This is a genomic window from Vreelandella aquamarina (assembly GCF_044805175.1).
GTDB classification, from domain to species: Bacteria; Pseudomonadota; Gammaproteobacteria; order Pseudomonadales; family Halomonadaceae; genus Vreelandella; species Vreelandella aquamarina_B.
Window position 1 is genome coordinate 597,165 of record NZ_CP085232.1, and the last position, 21,130, is coordinate 618,294.

The window sequence follows — 21,130 nt, forward strand, 5'->3', positions numbered from 1 at the left end:
CCATGTGGGCCTTTTTAAATAAGTTGAGATCACCCAAGTGGTTTTATGCGATTAGCGCTAAGCTGCAGCCCTGGTTTTGGGTGGCGGCAGCACTGCTGCTACTGGTGGGTACGGTATGGGGGCTGGCGTTCGCGCCTGCGGATTACCAGCAGGGCAATAGCTTCCGCATTATCTACGTGCATGTTCCCGCCGCGTTTTTAGCGCAATCCATCTTTGTCTCCATGGCGGTCTCGGGGCTGGTGTTTATGGTCTGGAAAATCAAGGTGGCGGATATGGCCGCCACCGTGATGGCCCCGCTGGGAGCCGCGATGACCTTCGTGGCACTCTTTTCCGGTGCCGTGTGGGGCGTTCCCACCTGGGGTACTTGGTGGATGTGGGATGCGCGATTAACCTCCATGCTGATTCTGCTGTTTCTCTATTTGGGCGTTATTGCTCTGCGCGGCGCCTTTAGCAGCCGAGACAGCGGCTCTCGGGCTGCTTCGGTGTTGGCCATGGTAGGCGTTATCAATATTCCGATTATTAAGTATTCGGTGGATTGGTGGTACACCCTACACCAGCCCGCCACCTTCACCATTACCGGCCGTGCTGCCATGACGATGGATATGTGGGCGCCGCTGTTGATTATGGTGTTGGGTTTCTACTGCTTTTTTATTGCCTTGACCCTGATGCGTACCCGCAGCGAGATTCTGCGTAGGGAAACCAACAAGCACTGGGTGCGCGAACTTGCCGAGGAGGGGAACTGATGGCTTTCTCCTCGCTGAATGAATTCTTTGCCATGGGTGGCCATGCGGTTTATGTGTGGGCTGCCTGGGGAGTCACTGCGCTGTTAATGCTGGTTATTTTGTGGCATGCGCGGCAAGAGCGGCGTCAGCTACTGAGCGCGGTAAAGCGCCGGGTACGCCGTGAAAAAGCCCAGCGCCATGCCCAGCCGTATGACGCACCGCCAGCGCAGGAACCGGTTAACTCTGCTCAAGGGGACGTTCGCAATGACGCCTAAACGTAAACAGAAGCTATTTGTCATATTGGGGTTATTGTCGCTTACGGCAGTGGCCGTAGGACTCACCCTCTATGCGCTGCGCGCCAATATCAATTTGTTTTTTAGCCCGGTGCAAATTGCTCAAGGGGACGCCCCCTTAGAGCGCCAAATACGCGCCGGAGGCATGGTGAAAGAGGGGTCGGTCTTCCGCGACCCGGAAAGCCTGGATGTCGAGTTCGTCGTGACCGACTATGTGGATGATCTAGAGGTTTACTACAGCGGTATCCTGCCGGATCTGTTCCGCGAAGGGCAGGGCGTAGTGGTGGTGGGCGAGCTGCAGGCGGATGGCCGCCTCTATGCCGATAAAGTGCTGGCGCGCCACGATGAAAACTATATGCCGCCCGAAGTCGCCCAGGCGCTGGAAGAGGCAGGCTACTCCCCAGCGGATTACCAAGCCAAAGCCGCCGAAGTGGGCAAGCGCCTGGAGCAGGAAGGCTCCCCAGAAACAAGCAACGATTAACGGCTTGACGCAGCCTGCAAGTGGTAAAGCCTTATGCTAATTCGGAGCACCCATGTTAATTAAGATGATTCCTGAAATCGGCCACTTTGCGCTGGTCATCGCGCTGTTGATGGCCGTGGTGCAGGCGGTGATGCCGTTGGCAGGAGCGGCGACCCGCCGGCCGCTGTGGATGGCCTATGGTCGGCCAATGGCTACCGGCCAGTTTCTATTTATCACCATCGCTTACCTCTGTTTAACCGCTAGCTACATGCTGGATGATTTCAGCGTGGCCAATGTGGCCAATAACTCCAACTCCCTGCTGCCCTGGTACTACAAGCTAAGCGCCGTGTGGGGTAACCATGAAGGCTCCGTGCTGCTGTGGAGTTTGATGCTGGCTGGTTGGGGCTACGCCGCCTCGGTGTTTTCCGGCGACCTGCCCCGGGATATGGTGGCCAGGGTGCAGGGTGTTATGGGCATGGTGTGCGTCGGTTTCCTGCTCTTCATTCTAGTAACCTCCAACCCGTTCGAGCGCCTGTTGCCCAATATGCCCCAGGATGGCGCGGACCTTAACCCACTGCTCCAGGATTTTGGTCTAGTGGTTCACCCGCCGATGCTCTATATGGGCTATGTAGGCTTCTCGGTGGTGTTTGCGTTTGCTATTGCCGCCCTGCTGGGCGGTCGTTTGGACGCTGCCTGGACCCGCTGGGCGCGGCCCTGGACCAACGTTGCCTGGGCGTTTCTCACCGTGGGCATCGCACTCGGCAGCTGGTGGGCCTATTACGAGCTTGGCTGGGGCGGCTGGTGGTTCTGGGACCCGGTAGAAAACGCCTCGCTACTGCCCTGGTTAACCGGCACGGCGCTGGTGCATTCGCTGGCGGTCACCGAAAAGCGCGGCTCGTTTAAGAGCTGGACGGTGTTACTGGCGATCTCCACCTTCTCGCTATCGTTAATGGGCACCTTCCTGGTGCGCTCTGGCGTCCTCACCTCGGTGCACGCCTTTGCCAACGACCCCTCGCGCGGCTTCTTTATCCTGATGCTGCTGGCGATTACCGTCACGCTGTCGCTGCTGGTGTTTGCCTTGCGCGCTCCGCGGGTAAGCCACAAAGTCGGCTTTAACTGGCTCTCGCGGGACTCGCTGCTGCTGATCAACAATATCCTGCTGGTCATCATGACGGTGACCGTACTGCTCGGTACGGTTTACCCACTGATTCTCGACTCCCTTGGCCTGGGCAAAATCAGCGTGGGTCCGCCCTACTTTAACGCCCTGTTTGTACCGCTAACGGTGGTCATGTGCATCTTTATGGGGCTTGGGCCGGTTGCCCGCTGGAAGAGCATGGGAGGCCGCGAGCTATGGCGTAAGCTGTGGCTGGCCGGTGCTGCATCGATGGTGCTGGGGGTAGCCATGCCGCTGCTCTATGGCGGCGAGTGGAACCTCTGGGTAGCGCTGGGTATTGTTTCCGCCTTGTGGATTGTGCTGCCCATGGTGCGCGACCTGTTCGATAAAACCCGCCACGCTAGCTCTCTGGTGGCCGGATTACGCAAACTCTCGCTCTCCTACTGGGGCATGGTGCTTGGTCATGTCGGCATTGCCGTTACCATTGTCGGTGTTGCCGTGGTCTCGAACTACAATATCGAACGCAACGTGCGTATGTCGCCGGGCACCACCGTCGAAGTGGCGGGCTATCAGTTCACCATGACCGAGCTGACCAACCGCCGTGGCCCGAACTTCCTGGCGGATACCTCGATTATCCAAGTCCAGCGCGGTGAAGAAGGACGCAGCTTTGTCATGCGCCCGGAGAAACGCCTCTATCTAGCCACCGGTATGCCCATGACCCAAGTGGCGCTGCGCCCGGGCCTGTTCCGCGACCTGTATGTCGCCATGGGTGAAGATCTGGGCGATGGCAGCTACGCCATGCGTATACAGTACAAGCCGTTTGTTCGCTGGCTATGGTTAGGCGGCTTGCTGATGGCGTTCGGTGGCATTCTCGCCATCATCGACAAGCGCTACCGCCGTGCGGCAGCGCGTCAAAAAGCGCCCGCAGGCGCTACCCAGGCAACCACACAGGAGGCAACGGTATGACGCGACGCCTGCTGCTTCTACTTTTACCCATCGGTTTTGTGGGCATTGCGCTGTTTCTCTACCAGGGGCTGGGGCGTGACCCCTCCCACCGGGATTCTGCGCTGATGGCGCGAGAGTTTCCCGCATTCGAGGCCACCACGCTGCGGGATGCCAACCGTCAGGTCGATCAAACGCTACTTAACGGTGAAGTGACCCTGGTGAACGTGTGGGGCGAATGGTGCCCCGCCTGTAAACAGGAAATGCCCCAGCTACTAGAGCTGGCCGATAATGGCATCCGCATGGTAGGGGTCAACTATCGCGACACCCGTGAGAAGGGGCTGGAGTTTCTTAGCGAGTTTGGCGACCCCTTTGAAGTCAATATTTTCGACCCAGAGGGTGACCTAGGGTTTGACCTGGGCGTTTACGGCGCGCCGGAAACGTTTCTGGTGGATGCTGAAGGGGTGATTCGCTATCACCACAAAGGCTATATCTCGCCTGACGATGTTCGCGAGCGCATCTTGCCGGAGGTGGAAAAATGGCGTTAATGCGTTGGTTGTTAACCGTTACGCTGCTGGCGATAGCGACTAGTGCCTTGGCTGCGGGCATTGAAATCCGTGAATTTGACGACCCGGTAATGGAGCAGCGCTACCGCGACCTAACTTCGTCGATGCGCTGTCCGCTGTGCGAAAATCAAGCCATTGATGACTCCGATGCGCCGATTTCCGCCGACATGCGGGAGCGGGTTTACCAACTGCTGCAGGATGGCCAGTCGGATATCGAAATTATCAACCACATGGTGCAGCGTTTCGGGGAGTATATTCTTTACAACCCCCGTTTAGAGAACCGCACCTATCTGCTGTGGGGGCTGCCCATTGGCTTGGCACTGCTCGGTGTCGTGGTGGTGGTTCTCATGGTACGCGCCCGCCGCAATGCGTCTGCTAAAGCGCTGAGCGCTGAAGAGCGTGCCCGCCTGGATGCCCTGATTAACCGTAAGAGGTCTTCATGACACCGCTTTGGATGGCGATTGCCTTACTGTTACTGCCCGCGCTTTGGCTGCTGGTCGCGCCGATGCGTGGCGCTCGCTCGCTACATGACCAGCTGTGCCGGTTCGAAGCCAACGATACCTCGGCCGAGCAGAACGTGGCGATCTTCCAGCGCCGCCTAGCCTCGCTGGAAGCCGCCCACGAGCGCGGCGATATCGATGAGACCCGCTTTAACGAAGATCGTTTAGAGCTAGAGCGCAGCCTGCTGGAAGATACCGCCGCACAAACCAAACGCCCGCTGAAAACCGCCACCGCCGGGCGGCTAGTGGTGCCGTTGGTGATGGTCGCCGTTGTAGGGGCAAGCACCTTCTGGTACCAGCAGAACGGGGCAGAGGGGGATCTCACCCTCTACGCGATTCAAGAGGAAGTGAGAAACAACCCCGACGGGTCGCTGACGATGTTCCTAGAGCGCATGGAAGCCGAAGCCGAGCGCCAGCCGAATAACCCGAACGTGTGGAATACGCTGTTCCCGCTCTATCGGGATACCGGCCAGGCCGAGAAAGCGGCCGACGCGCTGGAGCGGTTGATTGCCATCGAAGGGCGTATCCCGCCGCTGCTTGCCCAATTGGCCCAACTGCGCTTCTTCATGGCCGAGCGTGAGCTAACCCCTGAAGTGCAGGCGCTAGTGGATGAAACTCTGGCGCTAGACCCGCGTCAGCCCATTGTACTGGGGCTGCTGGGTATCCACGCTTTTGATAGCGGCGACTACGAAACCGCCGTTGACCGCTGGCGTCGTGCAGTTGCCAATATCGAAGATCCAGATACGGCAGCCTCGTTACGCGACGGGATTCGCATCGCGCAAGAGCGCATGGGCGTGCCGATGGAGGCGCCCGCTGCGGCCCAGAGCCAGGGCGTGCGGGTGAACGTATCGCTGGATGAAGCGCTGGTGGATAGCGTCAGCGAAGATGCTACGGTGTTTATCACCGCCCGGGATGTGGCGGGCGAGCTGCCGCCGCTGGCCGTGGTCCGCGCCCAGGTTTCCGAGCTACCGATGACGGTAGTGCTGGACGACTCCGCTGCCATGTCGCCCCAGGCGCAAATCTCCCAGGTACGTGAAGCGCGTCTGGTGGTTCGGGTATCCGAATCCGGGCAGGCAATGCCCCAGCCGGGTGACCTATTTGGCGATTTGGAGAGCGTTAGCGTTGGCCCCATTAGCGAAGACAATGCCGCCAATGTGGTTATCAATCGTGTTTTTGAATAACCCCCACGAACGCAACCGCTGCTAAGGGTCGCAATGCGCTTAACCTCTATCCGTCTTGTTGGGTTCAAGTCCTTTGTTGATCCGGTCACCGTGCCCTTCGATGGCAATATGACAGCCATCGTCGGGCCCAACGGCTGCGGCAAATCCAATATTATCGACGCCGTGCGCTGGGTAATGGGGGAGTCCTCCGCCAAAACCCTGCGCGGCGAATCCATGGCCGACGTTATCTTTAATGGCTCTACCGGGCGCAAGCCGGTGGGGCAGGCGTCTATCGAGCTGAAGTTTGATAACCGTGATGGCGGCATGGGCGGCTTATACGCCCAGTACGCCGAAATCGCCGTTAAGCGCCTGGTCACCCGGGATGGCCAGTCCAGCTACTTCTTTAACGGCCAGAAGTGCCGCCGGCGGGATATCGCCGACCTGTTTATGGGTACCGGCCTTGGCCCGCGCTCCTACGCCATTATCGGCCAGGGGATGATCTCACGGCTGATCGAAGCGCGCCCCGATGACCTGCGCGCCACCCTGGAAGAAGCGGCGGGCATCTCTAAGTACAAAGAGCGCCGTCGGGAAACCGAAAACCGGATGCGCCGTACTCAGGAGAACCTGGAGCGCCTGGATGATATCCGCGAAGAGTTGGATAAACAGCTCGAACGCCTCAAGCGCCAGGCCGAAGCCGCCAAGCGCTATCAGGAACTCAAACAGCAGGAGTATCGCTTAAAAGGCGAGCTTGCCCTGCTGCGTGGCCGCACGCTGCGAGCCGAACAGTCCCACCAAGAGAGCCGCGTCCGCGAGCTGGAAATTGCCGTCGAAAAAGACGTGTTCGGCGTTCGCCAGTGTGAAACCCGCCTGGAGCAAGCCCGCGAACAGCACGACGAGCTAGCCGAAGTGCTGGACCGCCACCAGCAGCAGTTTTATGAAACCACCACCCGCATAGCCCGCTTAGAGCAGGACCAGGCCCATCGCCGCAGCCGCGAAGCGCAGCTAGCCAACGACATTGCCACCGCCCGCCGCGATCTCGACGAGCAGCTTCAGGTAAGCGAAAGCGACCGAGAGCGGCTCGCGGTGATCGACGAGCGCTTTGACGAGCTGCTGCCCGAGCATGAAGCGCTGGAAGAGCAGCTCGACATGCTCGAACAAACCCTGGCCGACGCAACGCCAGCGCTAGAAGCCGCCGAGCAGCAGTGGGCTGATGCCGAAAACCGCTGGCGCGAGGCCAGCCGCGACGCCGACCGCAGCCAAGACAAACTGCGCGACCTAGAGCAGCGCATTGCCCGCTTGCAGGCCGAGGCGCAGCGCCGCCGCCAGCAGCGCGGCGAGCTGGCCGACATGACCGCGTTACAAAACGAGCACGCGGAATACCAAGCCCGCCTGGAAGAAGCCGACCAACGTGCCGACGCCTTCCAAGTGGAGCGTGAGCAGTGGCAGCAGCGCTACAGCGATGCCAAAAGCGCCTACCAGCAAGCGGTAACCTCCCGCGACGAGCAGCGCGCAGCGCTGAGCCAGCAGCAGGGTGAACTTGCCTCGCTGCAGGCGCTGATGGATGCCGCTCTGGCCGACCACGACCCTCAGCTAAGCGAAACGCTAGCCGCTCATGGCCTCGCCGATGCACCTCGCTTGGGTGAAGCCATTTCGGTCAGCCAAGGCTGGGAGCGGGTTATTTCCTGGCTACTCGCCCCTTGGTTAAACGCCCGACTGGTAGCCGCCCATCAGCTAAACGCGCTGCCCGAAGCGCTGGCGACGGAGTGGTGCTTGATTGATCAAGCGCCGCCTTCCACAGCCACGGCGGGCGCAGGCAATCGCCTCAGCGATTTGGTGAAAGGCGCAGGCGCGCTAACGGAGTGGTTGGCCAATATTCACTATGCCGATACCGCTGACGCTGCAGAAGCGCTGCTACCGGCACTCGCCTCCGGAGAGAGCGTGGTGAGCCGAGACGGCGTATGGCGCGGGCGCGGCTGGCTGCATCAGCAGGCGAATGGCGAAAGCGTTGATGCGCTGCTGGTTACCCGCCGCCGTTTTGAAGAACTGACCGCTGAGCGGGAACAGGCGGAAGAGGCGCTGGCGCTGCTGGAGGAGCAGTGCGGGGTCACTAGTGACACCATCGATACCCTGGAACTTGCCCGTGAACAGCAGGCGGAGCAAGAGCGCGACCACGCGGCAACCCGCCAACAGCTAGCGGTACAGGAGCAGCGGCTTGCCCAGCGCCTGGAGCATTTAGCCAGCCGCGCCACGGAGCTAGACGACGAACTGGCCCAGTTGCAAGAGGATGAAGCAGAGTTAACGCTTACTCTAGAAGAGCAGCGCGCCCGCTGGCATACCGCCATGGAGCAGTTGGAAGCCGCTGCCGAAGCTCGTGAAACCAGCGCCGAACAGCGCCAACGGCAACGAGAGCAGCGCGAACAGCTCAATCAGCAGCATGCTCCGCTGAAGGCTCGCCAGCAGGCGTTGGCCCTAGAGCGCGAACGGTTAACAGCAGAGCGCGATAGCCTGCGCGCCCAGCAGGCCCGCTCCAGCGATACCGAAGAGCGCCTATCGCTACGCATTGCCGAGCTAGAAGAGTCCCGCGAAATGCTGGTCGAACCCAACGAACTGGCCGCTGAAGAGCTTGAAGAGCTGCTCCACCAGCGCGAACAGCAGGAGCGGCGGCTCAACGAGACGCGCCAACAGGCCCAAGCGCTGGCCGAGCAGCTGCGCAACGACGAGTTAGCCCGCCAGCAGCACGAACGCAACCTGGAACAGAGTCGCGAGCAGCTCCAGCAGCGGCGTATGGACGTACAGGCGCTGGCGCTAAAAGCAGCAGCCCAAGACGAGCAGCTAGCGGAACTGGGGCATAATGCCGATGAGCTTGCCAGCACGCTACCCAGCGATGCCAGCGAGCCTGCCTGGCAAGAGCGCCTAGAAAGCACTTCGGATAAAATCCGCCGCCTGGGGGCCATCAACCTCGCGGCAATCGAGGAGTACGAGCAGCAGGCCGAGCGGCGTAACTACCTCGAAGCGCAACACGCCGAACTCACCGAAGCCCTTGAAACACTCGAACGAGCAATTAAGCGGATTGACCAGGAAACCCGTGTCCGCTTTAAAGAGACGTTTGACCAAGTAAACAACGGGCTGCAAACGCTGTTCCCCCGCGTATTCGGCGGCGGAGCTGCTTGGCTCACCCTGACCGGCGACGACCTGCTGGAAACCGGTGTAGCCATCATGGCTCGCCCGCCGGGCAAGAAGAACAGCACCATCCATCTGCTGTCGGGTGGGGAGAAAGCGCTGACCGCGCTATCGCTAGTATTTGCTATCTTCCAGCTCAACCCCGCGCCGTTCTGTATGTTGGACGAGGTGGATGCCCCGCTAGATGATGCTAACGTTGGCCGTTACGCCAAGCTGGTGAAAGAGATGTCGGAAAACGTGCAATTCATCTACATCACTCACAACAAGATTGCCATGGAAGCCGCTGAACGGCTCATGGGGGTCACCATGCAGGAACCTGGCGTCTCGCGGCTGGTCTCGGTGGGTATTGATGAAGCCGCTGAGCTGGTGGAGTAACCACCTCGCCGCTACGCCAGACGCAGCCGCTTAACGGGCGCATGGCATCTCGATGTTCGGTAAACAGCAGCAAGGCGAAACGGCTTTCAAGGTATTTCCTTATTTGGCAGATAGCGGTATACCCAGCGCGTCCCCCTAGTGTTGTCATGGCGAATAGTGCTTAGCAATGGCAGCTGCAATGGCTTTTATAACAGAGGGTTATAGGAGCAGGGGAGCGCGTATGAGGCCATCTGAGCAGGGTGCTATTAGACAGACCCTGCTAATATACCCGTAAGAGCTGAGTAGCGACCCTGGCAGTAAGTGTGGGAAGAAACTAGCGATAGGGAAGAACATTCACTAGCATAACGTTTAAATAGAGTGTTTTAAGCAGCTTGCCTGCTTGTCGTAAGCGTGATTTTGCGTTGCTAGTCAGCAGCGAATGAGATAAATAAATGCAAAAATAACGCTTTCAGTGGTTGATAAGATTAAAAACCTTGCTTAAAAATCGTGCATGTTGGCCAAAAAGTGTGAAAATTAGCAAAACGTGGCCCATTTCATAGCAACCACGCTATGCTTGGTGCTAGATGAAGACTTATCAGAAGGTCCCATATTTTGGTGTGGTGAGTTACGTACTGCGCCTTAGTAACCGGTTAGATGACCCATGGAATGCTCGACATGGAATTAAGAGAGTGGTTAATCATTCTAGGATTGGCGTTGGTATCGCTTATCGTTGTTGACGGTGTGCGAAGGCTTCAGCGTCAGCGTCGTGTGCCCCGGCTAGATCAAGCGGTGAAAGATTTACCCACCGCCAAGTTAGAAGAGTTAGACGACGAGGCGAAAGAGGCCGAAATTAACTGGGAACTGCCCAATGGCGGTGCCCGAGTCGTCAAGCCTGCTGATTACAGCGGGCTGGGTCAAAAACCTAAACTAGAGCGTCAGGAACATCCTGGGCCATCCAAGGTGCTTTCTGAGTTTCGCCATTCGTTTACAAAGCCTTCAGGAAAATCTTCAGAAAAGCCAAAGCCTGCGACAGCGAAGCCTACGAAGGCTACTAACAAGACGCGCCCGTCTGTTGATGCTTTCGTTGGTGACCAAAGCGAACCGCCGCGCCGTGAACCCAGTATTTTCGCCGCACGCGAAGAAGCCCTGAGCGCAGAAGCCTCCCAGCCAGCGACCCCGGAGCCGTCCATGAGTGCCATGGAAGAGGACACAGCACAGCCCCACCAAGCAGGTTCGGCATCGGTACCGCTCTCCGCCAAGGATGAAGCCTCCATTGAACAGCCGCAAAACGCTGGGCCGGATGCCGCCCATACAGACTCTCAGCCAGAAGAAGCCCGCGCCGAAGCCGAAAATAACAAAGCCCCTGCAGAGCCAACGACAGCGGCTGCTGAACCAATTCCTACCCCTGAACCTGAGCCGGTCCTACGTGCCGAGCCGGAAGATGCAGTATTTGCCAAGCACGCCTCCGATTCGCCTAAACGCCGCCAGCTACGCGCCGATACCGTTGGTGACCGCGAGCTGGATGATGACGAGGTCGACGAGTATCGGCTGGTAGACTTTGAAGGCATTGGCCGCTCCTTTAAGCGCCGCATCATTGAACGCCGTAAAGAGAAAGCCATTAAAAAGGCTGAAAAAGCCAAGCGGGCCGAAGCCTTAGCTAAACAAAAAGCCGAACGTAAAGCGCTGGAAGCCGAGCAGCGCCGCGAAGCGAAGCAGGCCGCTGAAGCGGAAAAAGCGCGTATCGCTCAAGAAAAAGCTCAAGCTCGTGAAGCCGCTGCTGCGAATGAAGCTGCCGCTCAACGCGACGCCCGACAGCAGGCGCATGCCGAGCCTGAATTAGAGCGTTACGCAGACAGCGCTAGCCGCTATGAAGAGCACTATCAAGAGCACTATCAGCGCTTTGACGACGATGATGTTTATGCAGCCCAAGACAATGTTGTACGCGCTCACCCCACATTAGAAAAAGCTCTGCGCCATGATGTGAATGGCGAGCACGCTAAAGAGACGCTAGCCAATGCTGATGAGTTGGTAGTGATCAGCGTGCTAGCCCGTGATCCCGATGGGTTTGATGGCAGCAAATTGCTTGAGCTGATGATGGCGTGTGGCCTGCGCTACTGCCGCACAATGGGCGTATTCAACCGCTTTGAAACGGAAAGCCCCGATAGCGAGCTGCAGTTCTCGATGGTGAACGTGCTCAAGCCCGGCACTTTCCCCATTGAAGAGATGGATGAGTTCGTAACGCCTGGCGTCACCTTCTTGATGCCGCTGCCCGGTGCGCTAGATAGCTCCGCCGCCTTTGAAGCGATGGTGGAAACCGCCATGGTGGTGGTACGCCACATGGGCGGCGAGCTAAAAGATGAAAACCGCAGCGTGATGACGGCGCAAACCATCGAGTTTGCACGGCAGCGGGTCCACGAATTCGAACGCCGCCACCGTTTGCACCGCCAGCTGCAGGCGCGTTAATCGCCGCGTTGCGCTAGCACCCGCCTTCCTCAAAGAAGGCGGGTGTTTTTGTTACTCACCGCCTGTTTTATTTGTCTTCGGAACCTCTGAATGAGTCAGCTTGACCCCACCCTGCTGGAAGAGATCAGCCAACTGCGCGCCGATCTGGACGATGCTAACTACCGCTACTACGTATTAGATGAGCCAACGTTAACCGACGCCGACTACGACCGTAAGCTGCAGCGCTTAAAACAGCTGGAGGACGAGTACCCAGAGCTGGTTTCCCCCGACTCACCCACTCAGCGGGTTGGTGCCGCACCGGCAGAGGGCTTTCCCGAGGTTGCCCACGCCATTCCCATGCTCTCGCTGGATAATGCCTTTAGCCGCGACGATATCGTGGCCTTTGCCGAACGTGTGGCAGAGCGTTTGGAGTGTCAGGCTAGCGAGATTGAGTTTAGCTGCGAGCCAAAGCTGGATGGCGCGGCGGTGTCGCTGGTATATGAGCAGGGCGTGCTAGTGAGTGGTGCCACCCGAGGGGATGGCCGCACGGGGGAGGGCATTACCTCCAACCTGCGCACCCTGCGCTCAGTGCCGCTCAAGCTGATGGGCACAAACGTTCCTGAGCTACTGGAAGTGCGTGGCGAAGTGATTATGCGCCACTCGGGCTTTGAAGCGTTGAATGAGCGCGCCAGAGAAGAAGGTAGCAAGGTGTTTGCCAACCCCCGTAACGCCGCTGCCGGTAGTCTGCGTCAGCTTGACCCGCGCATTACCGCCACCCGCCCGCTGGAGTTTCACGCCTACCAAGCTGCGCGCCTGGAGCCCGACTTGGGTGATCCCACCCACAGCGCGCTGATGGCGCGGCTATCTACCCTAGGATTTCGTACCAGCGCGGAGCTAACCACGATGCATGGCCCTGAGGCCGTAGTGGATTACTGCGAGCAACTAGGTGAAAAACGCGACCAGCTAGGCTACGACATTGATGGCGTGGTGATTAAGGTCAACGACCTGCGCCACCAGCGGGAGCTGGGCTTTGTGGCTCGCGCGCCCCGCTGGGCGGTAGCGTTTAAATTCCCTGCTCAAGAAGAAGTCACGACCCTAAACGATGTGGAGTTCCAGGTAGGCCGCACCGGCGCGATTACCCCGGTGGCGCGCCTGGCGCCGGTGACCGTAGCGGGCGTTACCGTCTCCAACGCCACGCTGCACAACGCCGATGAGATTACTCGCTTGGGCGTGATGATTGGCGATACGGTAGCCATTCGCCGCGCAGGGGATGTGATTCCCCAAGTGGTGCGGGTGGATATCGACCAGCGCCCGGCGGATGCCCGGGCCATTATCTTCCCCGACCACTGCCCAGTGTGCGGCTCAGAGATTGAGCGCCTAGAGGGTGAAGCGGTGGCCCGGTGCTCTGGTGGGCTTTACTGCGCTGCCCAGCGTAAAGAGGCGCTGAAACACTTTGCCAGTCGTAAAGCGCTGGATATCGATGGCTTGGGCGAAAAGCTGATTGAACAGTTGGTGGATCAGGAGTGGGTGAAAACGCCTGCTGATCTCTTCCATCTCAGCGTCGAACAGCTCAAGAGCCTGCCGCGTATGGGGGAGAAATCCGCCACTAATTTGGTTAACGCCCTGGAAAAAGCCAAACAGACTACCCTGGCGCGGTTTATCTACGCGCTGGGCATCCGTGAGGTGGGCGAAGCCACGGCGGCCAACGTCGCTAACCATTTCGGCACGCTACAAGCGCTGCAAGACGCCGATCAAGCAGCGCTGGAAGCGGTGAACGATGTAGGCCCTGTAGTAGCGGCGCATATCCACACCTTCTTCCGCCAGCCCCATAACCTGGAAACACTGCAAGCGCTGATCGAGGCGGGCATTACTTGGCAAGAGTCAGAGGCTACTCAAGGCCCCACGCCGCTAGAGGGTCAAACCTGGGTGCTGACCGGCGCCATGGAGAGCATGACCCGTGACGAAGGCAAGGCGAGGCTTCAGGCGCTAGGAGCCAAAGTAGCGGGCAGTGTCTCGAAAAAAACCACCTGCTTGGTGGCGGGCGAAGCCGCCGGCAGCAAGCTAACCAAGGCCGAGCAGCTAGGGGTAGAGGTGATCGACGAAGCCACCTTTATCGAGCGTCTGGCTGCCTGGGAGCAGAGCGAATGAGCCGATTTATCGAAGTGCCGGCGCGCATGTTGCCGCCGGAAACCCTCACCGCGCTACTGGAAGCCTTTGTCACCCGCCAAGGCTACGACACCACCGATACCGGCGAAGGCATGAGCGGCTGGGTCGCTGAGCTTAAGCAGCAGCTTGACCGACACGAGCTGATCATTGCCCACGACCTAGAGCTGGAAATGACCGAAGTGATGACCCTCGCCCAGTGGCGCTCCTTTGGGCGAGAGTTAGCAGATGACGAAGAAGAGGGCGATTACTGAGCCCGCACCAGCGCGCTAATGATGCGCCGCCCTGGGTGAAGGTGGTCAGCCAATGGCTGCTCGATGGGAAGCGGTTCATCGCAGAGACGCGATGCGATGACTTCCGCGCACAGCGGCGCGCTGGCCAGCCCTCGGGAGCCGTGGGCGGTGGAGATCCACAGCCCTGGGTAGTGTTCACCGGTGATGGGCGGCACCTTAGAGGCATCCTTACTTAGCACGGCGTAATCCCGCCGCCACGCCGCCGCATTGGGCACCGGCCCAGCGTAAGGTGTTTTATCGGGGCTGGCGGCCCGCACCGCTGCCCGGCCCCCTAGCGCCGCTGGGCTTAACGAAACGCCGGATGCCTCAAGCGCGGCGGCCCACTCCGGCAGTGCTTGGCGCAGCTCGTCGATATTGCGCTGGTGCTCCTCTGTGGCCACGTGGGTCGTAGCGTTATTGGGCACAAAGCTCGCGCCAAAGGTCAGCACGTTCTCTATTGGCGGCGACACATAGCCACCGGCACACACCACTTTCGCTGGCGCTTCGGTGCCTTCGGGCAGCGTTAGTTCGCTCACCTGGCCGCGCACCTGCTGCAACGGCAGCTCGGCGGTTTGAGTAAACCGGTTAGCCAATGACGCGGTGGCGATGACCACATGGTCGGCCTGCAGCGTTTCGCCGCTGGCCAGCGCCACCTGCCACGCGCCTGCTACTTGAGCTGTTTGCCTCAGTTCAGTGACCTCGCCCTGGTGTAGGGTGATATTGGCGTGCTGCAGCCACTGCTCGCAGAGCTTTTTTGGCTGTACCCATCCCGCCTGCGGATAATACAGCCCCTGAGAGGCCGATACCGGCACGTCCGCCAGCTCGCCTAGCGCATTGGTCTTTGAGGAGACAACGGACTCCGGCAGCGGATGATTCGCCATAAAGCGCTGCTGGCGGTTCGCCTCTTTATCGCTTAACGCCAGCTGCAATACACCACAGGGCTGCCAGAGCGGCGGCTCTTGGGGGGTGGCCGCCGCCAGTTGGCTAAACCAGCGCTGGCTATACAGTAACCCCGAGAAATAGAAGCGGCTTTGATGATTGGTTTCCACCGCCAGCTTCACATAGAGCGCCCCTTGGCGGTTGCCGGAGCCGCCCGCGCCAGGGGCGTCACGCTCAATCACCGTCACCTGCTTGCCGCGCTTCGCCAGCGCTGCCGCTACGCTGCTGCCTGCCATGCCCGCGCCGATCACAATCACGTGCTTTGCGTCGCGGTGGGCAGGGGGCGTAAACCAGGGCGACGCGTTGCGCCGCGTATCTGTAGGCGGGGCTTCTATACCGCCCGCTAGCATCTCTCGCTTACGTCCAAACCCCGGCACTTTTTTCCAGTGAAACCCCGCCGCTTTCAGCCCGCGCTTGACGATGCCCGCACAGGTGAAGGTGGCAAAGGTGGCGCCAGGGCGGGAACGGGCGGCCATGGCCTCGAACAGTTCCGGCTGCCACATATCCGGGTTTTTAGAGGGCGCGAAGCCATCTAAAAACCAGGCATCCACTTGACCATCCAGCAGGCTCAGCCGCTCGGTGGTGTCGCCAAAATGCAGGTCAAGGGTGACGCGTTCGCTCAAATGCAAGCGGTGAACGCCGCTCACCGCCTCTGGCCATAGTTCGCACAGCACTTGTGAATAACCGGCTAGCGACGGCCAGGCGCTCAGGGCGCGCGCCAGTGCTTCCCGCCCAAGGGGGAATTTTTCTGTGGATAACAGATGCAGCCGAGCGCCTTCGTGGGCATGCTGCTCGAAACAGGCCCAGGCGCACAGCATATTCAATCCGGTACCAAAGCCCGTTTCGCCAATTACGAAGGCCCGCGCCTCCCGCCACGCCGCAAAACGCTCGGGAAGCTGGTTCGCCCCTAAGAAAACATGCTCGGTTTCCGCTCGCCCATCCTCACGGGAAAAATAGACGTCGTCGAAGGCGTCCGAGTGGGGAGAAGTGTCGTTCCACGTCAGCTGTGGGGCGGTTAACGCCGCGAGCGGGGGCAGGGTGGGGGTGAGAGAAGGGCGTTGGGTCACGCGGGCATCCGTGGTGGTGAGTGTCTGGTTAAAAAATGATCAATTTGTTAATCAGGGCGCTATCTCTGGCTTATAGAAAAGCGTCCGCCGAGTTTTCACAGAGTTTTCCACAGGCTCTGTGAAAAAGCGGGCGGACCCTCCACACTCGCCCCTATTGGTCAAGGCAAAACTTTCTTGAACGGCTTAACAATTACCTTGGCATAGACCCCGGCAATGATGTATGGATCGGCATCTGCCCAAGCCTGGGCGTCCTCTAAACTCTCGAATTCCGCCACGACCAGGCTGCCGCTGAAGCCCGCTTCGCCGGGGTCGCTGGAATCAATCGCCGGGTGCGGGCCAGCCAGTACAAGGCGACCTTCATCGCGCAGCGCTTCAAGACGTGCGAGGTGGTCGGGGCGGGCTGCTAAGCGGCGCTCTAAGCTGTTGGCAACATCTTCACTGATAATGGCGTAAAGCATGGGCATAACTCCTTGAAGGTAGGGGTAACGTATCGGCCATAGCATTGACCGCACCCCGGTTAGCGCGCACCATGGCGAGCTTGTTCGTGTTCAACACGCCTATTCTGACAAACTCGCCACACGGCGTCATGCTAATGCCACTACTTCCTAACGCTCTTGCCGCTGCACTGCCTACCGCCTTTGATGCTGACCAACGTTATTCGGTTGATCTGCACATGCACTCAACCGCTTCTGATGGGGCGCTTTCCCCCACCGAGCTGGTCACCCTATGCGCCGAGCGTGGGGTGACCCATATGGCGCTCACCGACCACGACACCATGGAGGGCATCGAAGAGGCGGGCCATGCCGCCCAGCAAGCGGGGCTTTGCTTGGTGCCAGGATGCGAGTTATCCACCCGTTGGCAGGGGATCAATATTCACGTGGTCGCGCTGATGCCCGGTGGCCTGCAGGGGCCGTTGATAGAGGGGCTTGAACGGCAGCGGGAAGCGCGCATCAAACGTGCCGAAGTGATTGCCGAGCGGCTAGAGAAAATGGGCCTGCCCAACGCGCTGGAAAAAGCCCGCGCCCAGGCAGGTAGCGACCGCCCCCTGGGGCGGCCCGATTTCGCCCGGGCGCTGGTGGCGGAAGGCGTGGTAGCCGATTGGGCCGGAGCGTTCAAGCGTTACCTGGGCAGCGGCAAGAAGGGTGATGTAAAAGCCCACTGGCCGGAGATTAGCGAGGCGGTGGGTTGGGTAGTGGCCTCCGGTGGGGTGGCCGTGCTGGCCCACCCGCTGCGCTACGGGCTAACCCGTCGCAAGCGAGGCCTGTTGATGGATACCTTTATGGAAGCCGGCGGCCAAGGCGTAGAGCTGGTGAGCGGCCAGCAAAACCCGGACATCACCCGCGATCTGGCGCGCCAACTGGTCGAGCGGGAGCTGTACGCCTCGCTGGGTAGCGACTTTCACTTTCCTGGCAGCCACGCGGCTCCTGGCAGTATGAGTCCGGTGCCCCGCACCGCCGCGCCGCCGATTTGGCAGCATCCCCGCTTGGCCCACCTGCACGATGCCTCCAGCGGTATACTGGCGCGTGGGTGCTAAGCGGTTGAATCAGCTAAGCTGAAAGCGAGATTACTAAACATCTTTGCTAACAAATGCCTACCGAGGAGTCATCGATGAGCCAATATTTTCAGATTCACCCGGAAAACCCGCAAAAGCGGCTGATCGACCAAGCCACCGACATCATCCGCCAGGGTGGGGTGGTGGCCTACCCCACGGATTCAGGCTATGCGCTGGGCTGCCACCTAGGCGAAAAAAAGGCCATAGAAAAGATCAAATGGCTACGCTCGCTGGATGACAAGCACAACTTTACCCTGGTGTGTTCGGACCTTTCCGAAATCGGTACCTACGCCAAAGTGAATAACGCCGTATTCCGGCTGCTGAAGGCTCACACTCCCGGCCCGTATACCTACATTCTGGATGCCACTACCGAAGTGCCGCGCCTGCTGCTGCACCCCAAGCGCCGCTCTATCGGCGTGCGTGTGCCCGACCATCGCATTACCCACGCGCTGTTGGAGGCACTGGGCGAGCCGCTAATGAGTGTGACGCTGATTCCGGTAGGCGAGGAGCTGCCGATGAGCGACCCGGAGGAGATCCGCGAGCGTTTTGGTGGCCAGCTGGATCTGATTATTGATGGCGGTGCCTGCCATCTCGACCCCACTAGTGTGATTGACCTGCGCGAGTTGCCACCAAAAATTATCCGGGAAGGACGCGGGGACGTTACGCCGTTCCAAGCCTAGCGATAGGGTGAGCTGTGGCGGGGGCTTAGCGCCCCCGTTTTGCTAAACCGGCATCGCTACAGCTTGGTCTCGCTGGCCGAGTCATCTTCTTCGCCCCTCCTGTTATGCGCTTTTTTGCGCGGATCTTCGCTATTCTCATCCAGCCACGTACCGCAGCGCAGGCAGTAGCGGGCACGTTTTTCGTGGCGGTCGTGGCCGCAGCCTGGGCAGGCCTCTTCCGAATAGCGGTCTTCACGGATTGAGCGGATCACCTGGGCGGAAAACACCCCGGTGGGCACGGCGATAATCGAGTAGCCAATTAGCATCAGAATCACGGTAATTGCTTTACCCAGCGAGGTAGCGGGCACGATGTCGCCATAGCCCACAGTGGTCATGCTCACGATGGCCCAGTACATCGACATCGGAATGCTGGTAAAGCCTGCCTCTGGGGACTCAATGGTGTACATCAGCGCGGCAAATAGCGTGACGACCATGAGAATGCTACTGAAAAACAGCAGGATTTGGCGCAGGCTACGTTTGAGAGCATCCAGTAGAAGTCGGCCTTCTCCTACAAACTCCATCAGCCGCAAGATGCGGAAAATACGCAGCACCCGCAAAATCCGCACCATCACTAGCCCGTGGGCCCCAGGCACCAGCAGCACCAACCAGGTCGGAATAATCGCAATGACGTCGACAATGCCGTAGAAGCTCTTTAAATAGACCGTAGGGCGCTCCAGGCAGTAGAGCCGCACCAACAGCTCCAGGCTGAACAGTAGCGTAAAAGCCCACTCTGTATAGAAAAAGATATGCCCATAGCGCTCGGCATACACCTCCACGCTGCCTAGCAGGATCACTGTCACGCTTAATAGGATGGCGATAATCAACGCGATATCGAACGCCTTAGCACCCGGCGTATCGGACTCGAAAATAATATGGAACAGCCGAGTTCGAAGCCCCTCGGCACCGGGGGTAAGTGGAAAGCTCATCGCGTCATCCTGAAGTGGGCTTAATAAATAGTAGTGGCGTGTTTAGCGTAGCGCGGTTTCATAGGCGAAGCGACGGGCCAGGTTTAACGCAGCCACGCCATAGGCGACAGTCGGCATACCTGCGCTATCCAACGCCTTGGGCAGCATCTCGGCGTCACCCCGAGCGGCGTCATCCAGCTGTGGATGCTCGGCAAGTGCTGCTAACGCCTGCTGGGCGGCGTTTAAGTGCGCCGCTTCACCGCTATCGTGGTAGGCGTCCAACGCCACCGTGGCGCGATGTAGCCATTCAGCGGGGCGCTCGGCACTTGGCAGCGGCCACTGCTGGTGGCCCAGGGCATTGCCCCGCGCCGCTTTGCTAGTATCGGAAGGGCGCAGCGGCACTTGGCTTGCCAACTCGACCGCCAGCGACCATAGCGCCTTGGGGTCGCCTGCCTTTAGCTCCAGCTCAACTTCGCAAATCGGTGTCTTGGCCGTGCCGCAAGCGATCTCTCCCTCATCCAACACCAGCTCAATCTCACTGCCTTGCCAGGCCAGCCGCCAACTGCGGCGGGTGAAGTCCGTACTTAGGATGGGGCGTAGCGCCGCTATTTTTTGCGCTAACGCCCCCTGGAAAGGGGGCAGAGCGGCCAGGCCGGATTGATCTAAGCTGGTATCAGGAACTTGCCACTCCCACTCCTGTCGGCTGGAGAGCCCGCCACCCCCTTGACCGGCGGTTTTGACCGTTTGCAGCACTTGGTGATCCAGCTGGCGCAGGCGCACCGCCAACCGCGCGGCGGCTAAATCACCGGCTGGCGTATCGAAATAAGTGTTCGCTAACTGCTGCTGTAGTGGTGGGGTGCTGGCTAATACAGAGTGTCGCAGTAGTGCCCCAAGCTGGGTGGGTGGCAGCGCCAGTTTTAGCTCCACCTCGGTCGGTGCTGGCATGCTAGTTGAGTTTTTCATGACAATCGCCACCTCGTTATTGTGACATTTTGGTTAAATTTTGATGACATTATGAACTTTTCATGACGGCGGCGGGCGCACTCTTTATACTGGCGCCCGCCATTTCCAGGCTCCCCGAAAACAGGCTAAAGGCTATATGGTAACCTCCAACCCTTTTTCCGCGATGTTTGGCCGCTCGCCATTCCAGCCGCTGCTGGCCCACATCGTCAAGGCCAATGAATGTGCCGACCAACTGCTGCCGTTCTTCGAGGCAACACTTGTCGGTGATTGGGATACGGCGGCGGAACTGCGCGAGAACGTTACGCGCCTAGAGCACGACGCCGACACCCTGAAAACAGAACTGCGGCTGAACCTGCCCAACACCATGTTCCTACCGGTATCGCGTTCCGACCTGCTCGACTTGATCAGCGTGCAGGACAAGATCGCCAATAAGGTGCGTGACATTACCGGCATCATGCTGGGGCGTAAAATGCGTGTGCCCGATGAGCTGGCCGAACCGATGCGCGACTACATGCGTACCAGTGTGGCTTGCGTGGCCCAGGCCCGCCAAGCGCTTGAAGAGTTGAAAGACCTGCTGGAATCCGGCTTTGGTCGCAACGTGTCCGATGTGATGCAGAATATGATCCGCGAGCTACACACCCTTGAGCACCAGGCTGACAGCCAGCAGATTGCGATTCGTCGCCAGCTGTTCGAGCTAGAGAGCCAGCTGCCGCCAGTGGATGTGATTTTTCTCTACAAGATCATCGAGTGGGTGGGCGAAGTCTCTGATCGCGCTGAACGCGTCGGCAGCCGCCTGCAGATTTTGACCGCACGCTAA

18 protein-coding genes are annotated in these 21,130 nt (G+C 59.4%); 14 read left to right on the forward strand and 4 right to left on the reverse strand.

Going from position 1 to position 21,130, the window contains the following annotated elements; all coding sequences use genetic code 11:
• Positions 1–2 precede the first annotated feature (2 nt).
• The 11 genes from LG300_RS02830 to LG300_RS02880 all read left to right on the forward strand — a co-directional run bounded on the left by LG300_RS02830 (position 3) and on the right by LG300_RS02880 (position 14,150).
• A complete protein-coding gene (locus tag LG300_RS02830; RefSeq protein ID WP_404376910.1) occupies positions 3–743 on the forward strand; it encodes a heme ABC transporter permease in 741 nt (246 codons plus the stop codon).
• Complete coding sequence (gene ccmD, locus LG300_RS02835) at positions 743–997, forward strand: heme exporter protein CcmD (RefSeq protein ID WP_404376911.1); 255 nt, start codon at positions 743–745, stop codon at positions 995–997. Before LG300_RS02830 ends, ccmD begins: the two co-directional genes overlap by 1 nt.
• Positions 987–1,496, forward strand: coding sequence for a cytochrome c maturation protein CcmE (gene ccmE, locus LG300_RS02840; protein ID WP_404376912.1), 510 nt, complete (start codon positions 987–989; stop codon positions 1,494–1,496). Before ccmD ends, ccmE begins: the two co-directional genes overlap by 11 nt.
• 52 nt (positions 1,497–1,548) lie before the next feature.
• A complete protein-coding gene (locus tag LG300_RS02845; protein WP_404376913.1) occupies positions 1,549–3,555 on the forward strand; it encodes a heme lyase CcmF/NrfE family subunit in 2,007 nt (668 codons plus the stop codon).
• Positions 3,552–4,079, forward strand: coding sequence for a DsbE family thiol:disulfide interchange protein (locus LG300_RS02850; protein ID WP_404376914.1), 528 nt, complete (start codon positions 3,552–3,554; stop codon positions 4,077–4,079). Before LG300_RS02845 ends, LG300_RS02850 begins: the two co-directional genes overlap by 4 nt.
• Entirely contained in the window at positions 4,070–4,540 is a 471-nt protein-coding gene (locus LG300_RS02855; RefSeq protein ID WP_404376915.1) for a cytochrome c-type biogenesis protein, read from the forward strand. Before LG300_RS02850 ends, LG300_RS02855 begins: the two co-directional genes overlap by 10 nt.
• Complete coding sequence (gene ccmI / locus LG300_RS02860) at positions 4,537–5,778, forward strand: c-type cytochrome biogenesis protein CcmI (protein ID WP_404376916.1); 1,242 nt, start codon at positions 4,537–4,539, stop codon at positions 5,776–5,778. The genes LG300_RS02855 and ccmI overlap by 4 nt, the downstream gene beginning before the upstream one ends.
• A 33-nt stretch (positions 5,779–5,811) precedes the next feature.
• Positions 5,812–9,312 (forward strand): chromosome segregation protein SMC, encoded by a 3,501-nt coding sequence (gene smc / locus LG300_RS02865; protein WP_404376917.1) that lies wholly within the window; start codon positions 5,812–5,814, stop codon positions 9,310–9,312.
• A gap of 654 nt (positions 9,313–9,966) precedes the next feature.
• Entirely contained in the window at positions 9,967–11,754 is a 1,788-nt protein-coding gene (gene zipA, locus LG300_RS02870; protein ID WP_404376918.1) for a cell division protein ZipA, read from the forward strand.
• A 90-nt stretch (positions 11,755–11,844) separates the two neighbouring features.
• Positions 11,845–13,881 (forward strand): NAD-dependent DNA ligase LigA, encoded by a 2,037-nt coding sequence (gene ligA / locus LG300_RS02875; RefSeq protein ID WP_404376919.1) that lies wholly within the window; start codon positions 11,845–11,847, stop codon positions 13,879–13,881.
• Positions 13,878–14,150, forward strand: a complete 273-nt coding sequence (locus LG300_RS02880) for a YheU family protein (protein WP_044629984.1) — start codon at positions 13,878–13,880, stop codon at positions 14,148–14,150. Before ligA ends, LG300_RS02880 begins: the two co-directional genes overlap by 4 nt.
• On the opposite strand, the gene mnmC is transcribed toward LG300_RS02880, so the two are convergent.
• Together mnmC and LG300_RS02890 are read right to left on the reverse strand one after the other, a co-directional pair.
• Positions 14,144–16,174 (reverse strand): bifunctional tRNA (5-methylaminomethyl-2-thiouridine)(34)-methyltransferase MnmD/FAD-dependent 5-carboxymethylaminomethyl-2-thiouridine(34) oxidoreductase MnmC, encoded by a 2,031-nt coding sequence (mnmC, locus tag LG300_RS02885; protein WP_404376920.1) that lies wholly within the window; start codon positions 16,172–16,174, stop codon positions 14,144–14,146. The two genes, LG300_RS02880 and mnmC, sit on opposite strands and share 7 nt — an antisense overlap.
• 158 nt (positions 16,175–16,332) lie before the next feature.
• Positions 16,333–16,632 (reverse strand): YciI family protein, encoded by a 300-nt coding sequence (locus LG300_RS02890; RefSeq protein WP_404376921.1) that lies wholly within the window; start codon positions 16,630–16,632, stop codon positions 16,333–16,335.
• A gap of 134 nt (positions 16,633–16,766) precedes the next feature.
• Between LG300_RS02890 and LG300_RS02895 the strand changes: the two genes are divergently transcribed.
• Together LG300_RS02895 and LG300_RS02900 are read left to right on the forward strand one after the other, a co-directional pair.
• A complete protein-coding gene (locus LG300_RS02895; protein WP_404376922.1) occupies positions 16,767–17,708 on the forward strand; it encodes a PHP domain-containing protein in 942 nt (313 codons plus the stop codon).
• Between the two features lie 74 nt (positions 17,709–17,782).
• Positions 17,783–18,406, forward strand: coding sequence for an L-threonylcarbamoyladenylate synthase (locus LG300_RS02900; protein ID WP_404376923.1), 624 nt, complete (start codon positions 17,783–17,785; stop codon positions 18,404–18,406).
• Between the two features lie 56 nt (positions 18,407–18,462).
• On the opposite strand, the gene LG300_RS02905 is transcribed toward LG300_RS02900, so the two are convergent.
• Positions 18,463–19,371 carry an ion transporter gene (locus tag LG300_RS02905; RefSeq protein ID WP_404376924.1) on the reverse strand — a complete coding sequence of 303 codons (909 nt, stop codon included), beginning with the start codon at positions 19,369–19,371 and terminating at the stop codon, positions 18,463–18,465.
• A gap of 42 nt (positions 19,372–19,413) precedes the next feature.
• Entirely contained in the window at positions 19,414–20,313 is a 900-nt protein-coding gene (locus LG300_RS02910) for a CYTH domain-containing protein (RefSeq protein ID WP_404376925.1), read from the reverse strand.
• A 136-nt stretch (positions 20,314–20,449) separates the two neighbouring features.
• On the opposite strand from LG300_RS02910, the gene LG300_RS02915 reads away from it, so the two are divergent.
• Positions 20,450–21,130, forward strand: coding sequence for a TIGR00153 family protein (locus tag LG300_RS02915; RefSeq protein WP_404376926.1), 681 nt, complete (start codon positions 20,450–20,452; stop codon positions 21,128–21,130).

Bases quoted from the DNA above. Each gene is read 5' to 3' on its own strand.
- LG300_RS02830 (WP_404376910.1), top strand. From the start codon at position 3: ATGTGGGCCTTTTTAAATAAGTTGAGATCACCCAAGTGGTTTTATGCG.
- ccmD (WP_404376911.1), top strand. From the start codon at position 743: ATGGCTTTCTCCTCGCTGAATGAATTCTTTGCCATGGGTGGCCATGCG.
- ccmE (WP_404376912.1), top strand. From the start codon at position 987: ATGACGCCTAAACGTAAACAGAAGCTATTTGTCATATTGGGGTTATTG.
- LG300_RS02845 (WP_404376913.1), top strand. From the start codon at position 1,549: ATGTTAATTAAGATGATTCCTGAAATCGGCCACTTTGCGCTGGTCATC.
- LG300_RS02850 (WP_404376914.1), top strand. From the start codon at position 3,552: ATGACGCGACGCCTGCTGCTTCTACTTTTACCCATCGGTTTTGTGGGC.
- LG300_RS02855 (WP_404376915.1), top strand. From the start codon at position 4,070: ATGGCGTTAATGCGTTGGTTGTTAACCGTTACGCTGCTGGCGATAGCG.
- ccmI (WP_404376916.1), top strand. From the start codon at position 4,537: ATGACACCGCTTTGGATGGCGATTGCCTTACTGTTACTGCCCGCGCTT.
- smc (WP_404376917.1), top strand. From the start codon at position 5,812: ATGCGCTTAACCTCTATCCGTCTTGTTGGGTTCAAGTCCTTTGTTGAT.
- zipA (WP_404376918.1), top strand. From the start codon at position 9,967: ATGGAATTAAGAGAGTGGTTAATCATTCTAGGATTGGCGTTGGTATCG.
- ligA (WP_404376919.1), top strand. From the start codon at position 11,845: ATGAGTCAGCTTGACCCCACCCTGCTGGAAGAGATCAGCCAACTGCGC.
- LG300_RS02880 (WP_044629984.1), top strand. From the start codon at position 13,878: ATGAGCCGATTTATCGAAGTGCCGGCGCGCATGTTGCCGCCGGAAACC.
- LG300_RS02890 (WP_404376921.1), bottom strand. From the start codon at position 16,632: ATGCTTTACGCCATTATCAGTGAAGATGTTGCCAACAGCTTAGAGCGC.
- LG300_RS02895 (WP_404376922.1), top strand. From the start codon at position 16,767: ATGCCACTACTTCCTAACGCTCTTGCCGCTGCACTGCCTACCGCCTTT.
- LG300_RS02900 (WP_404376923.1), top strand. From the start codon at position 17,783: ATGAGCCAATATTTTCAGATTCACCCGGAAAACCCGCAAAAGCGGCTG.
- LG300_RS02905 (WP_404376924.1), bottom strand. From the start codon at position 19,371: ATGAGCTTTCCACTTACCCCCGGTGCCGAGGGGCTTCGAACTCGGCTG.
- LG300_RS02910 (WP_404376925.1), bottom strand. From the start codon at position 20,313: ATGAAAAACTCAACTAGCATGCCAGCACCGACCGAGGTGGAGCTAAAA.
- LG300_RS02915 (WP_404376926.1), top strand. From the start codon at position 20,450: ATGGTAACCTCCAACCCTTTTTCCGCGATGTTTGGCCGCTCGCCATTC.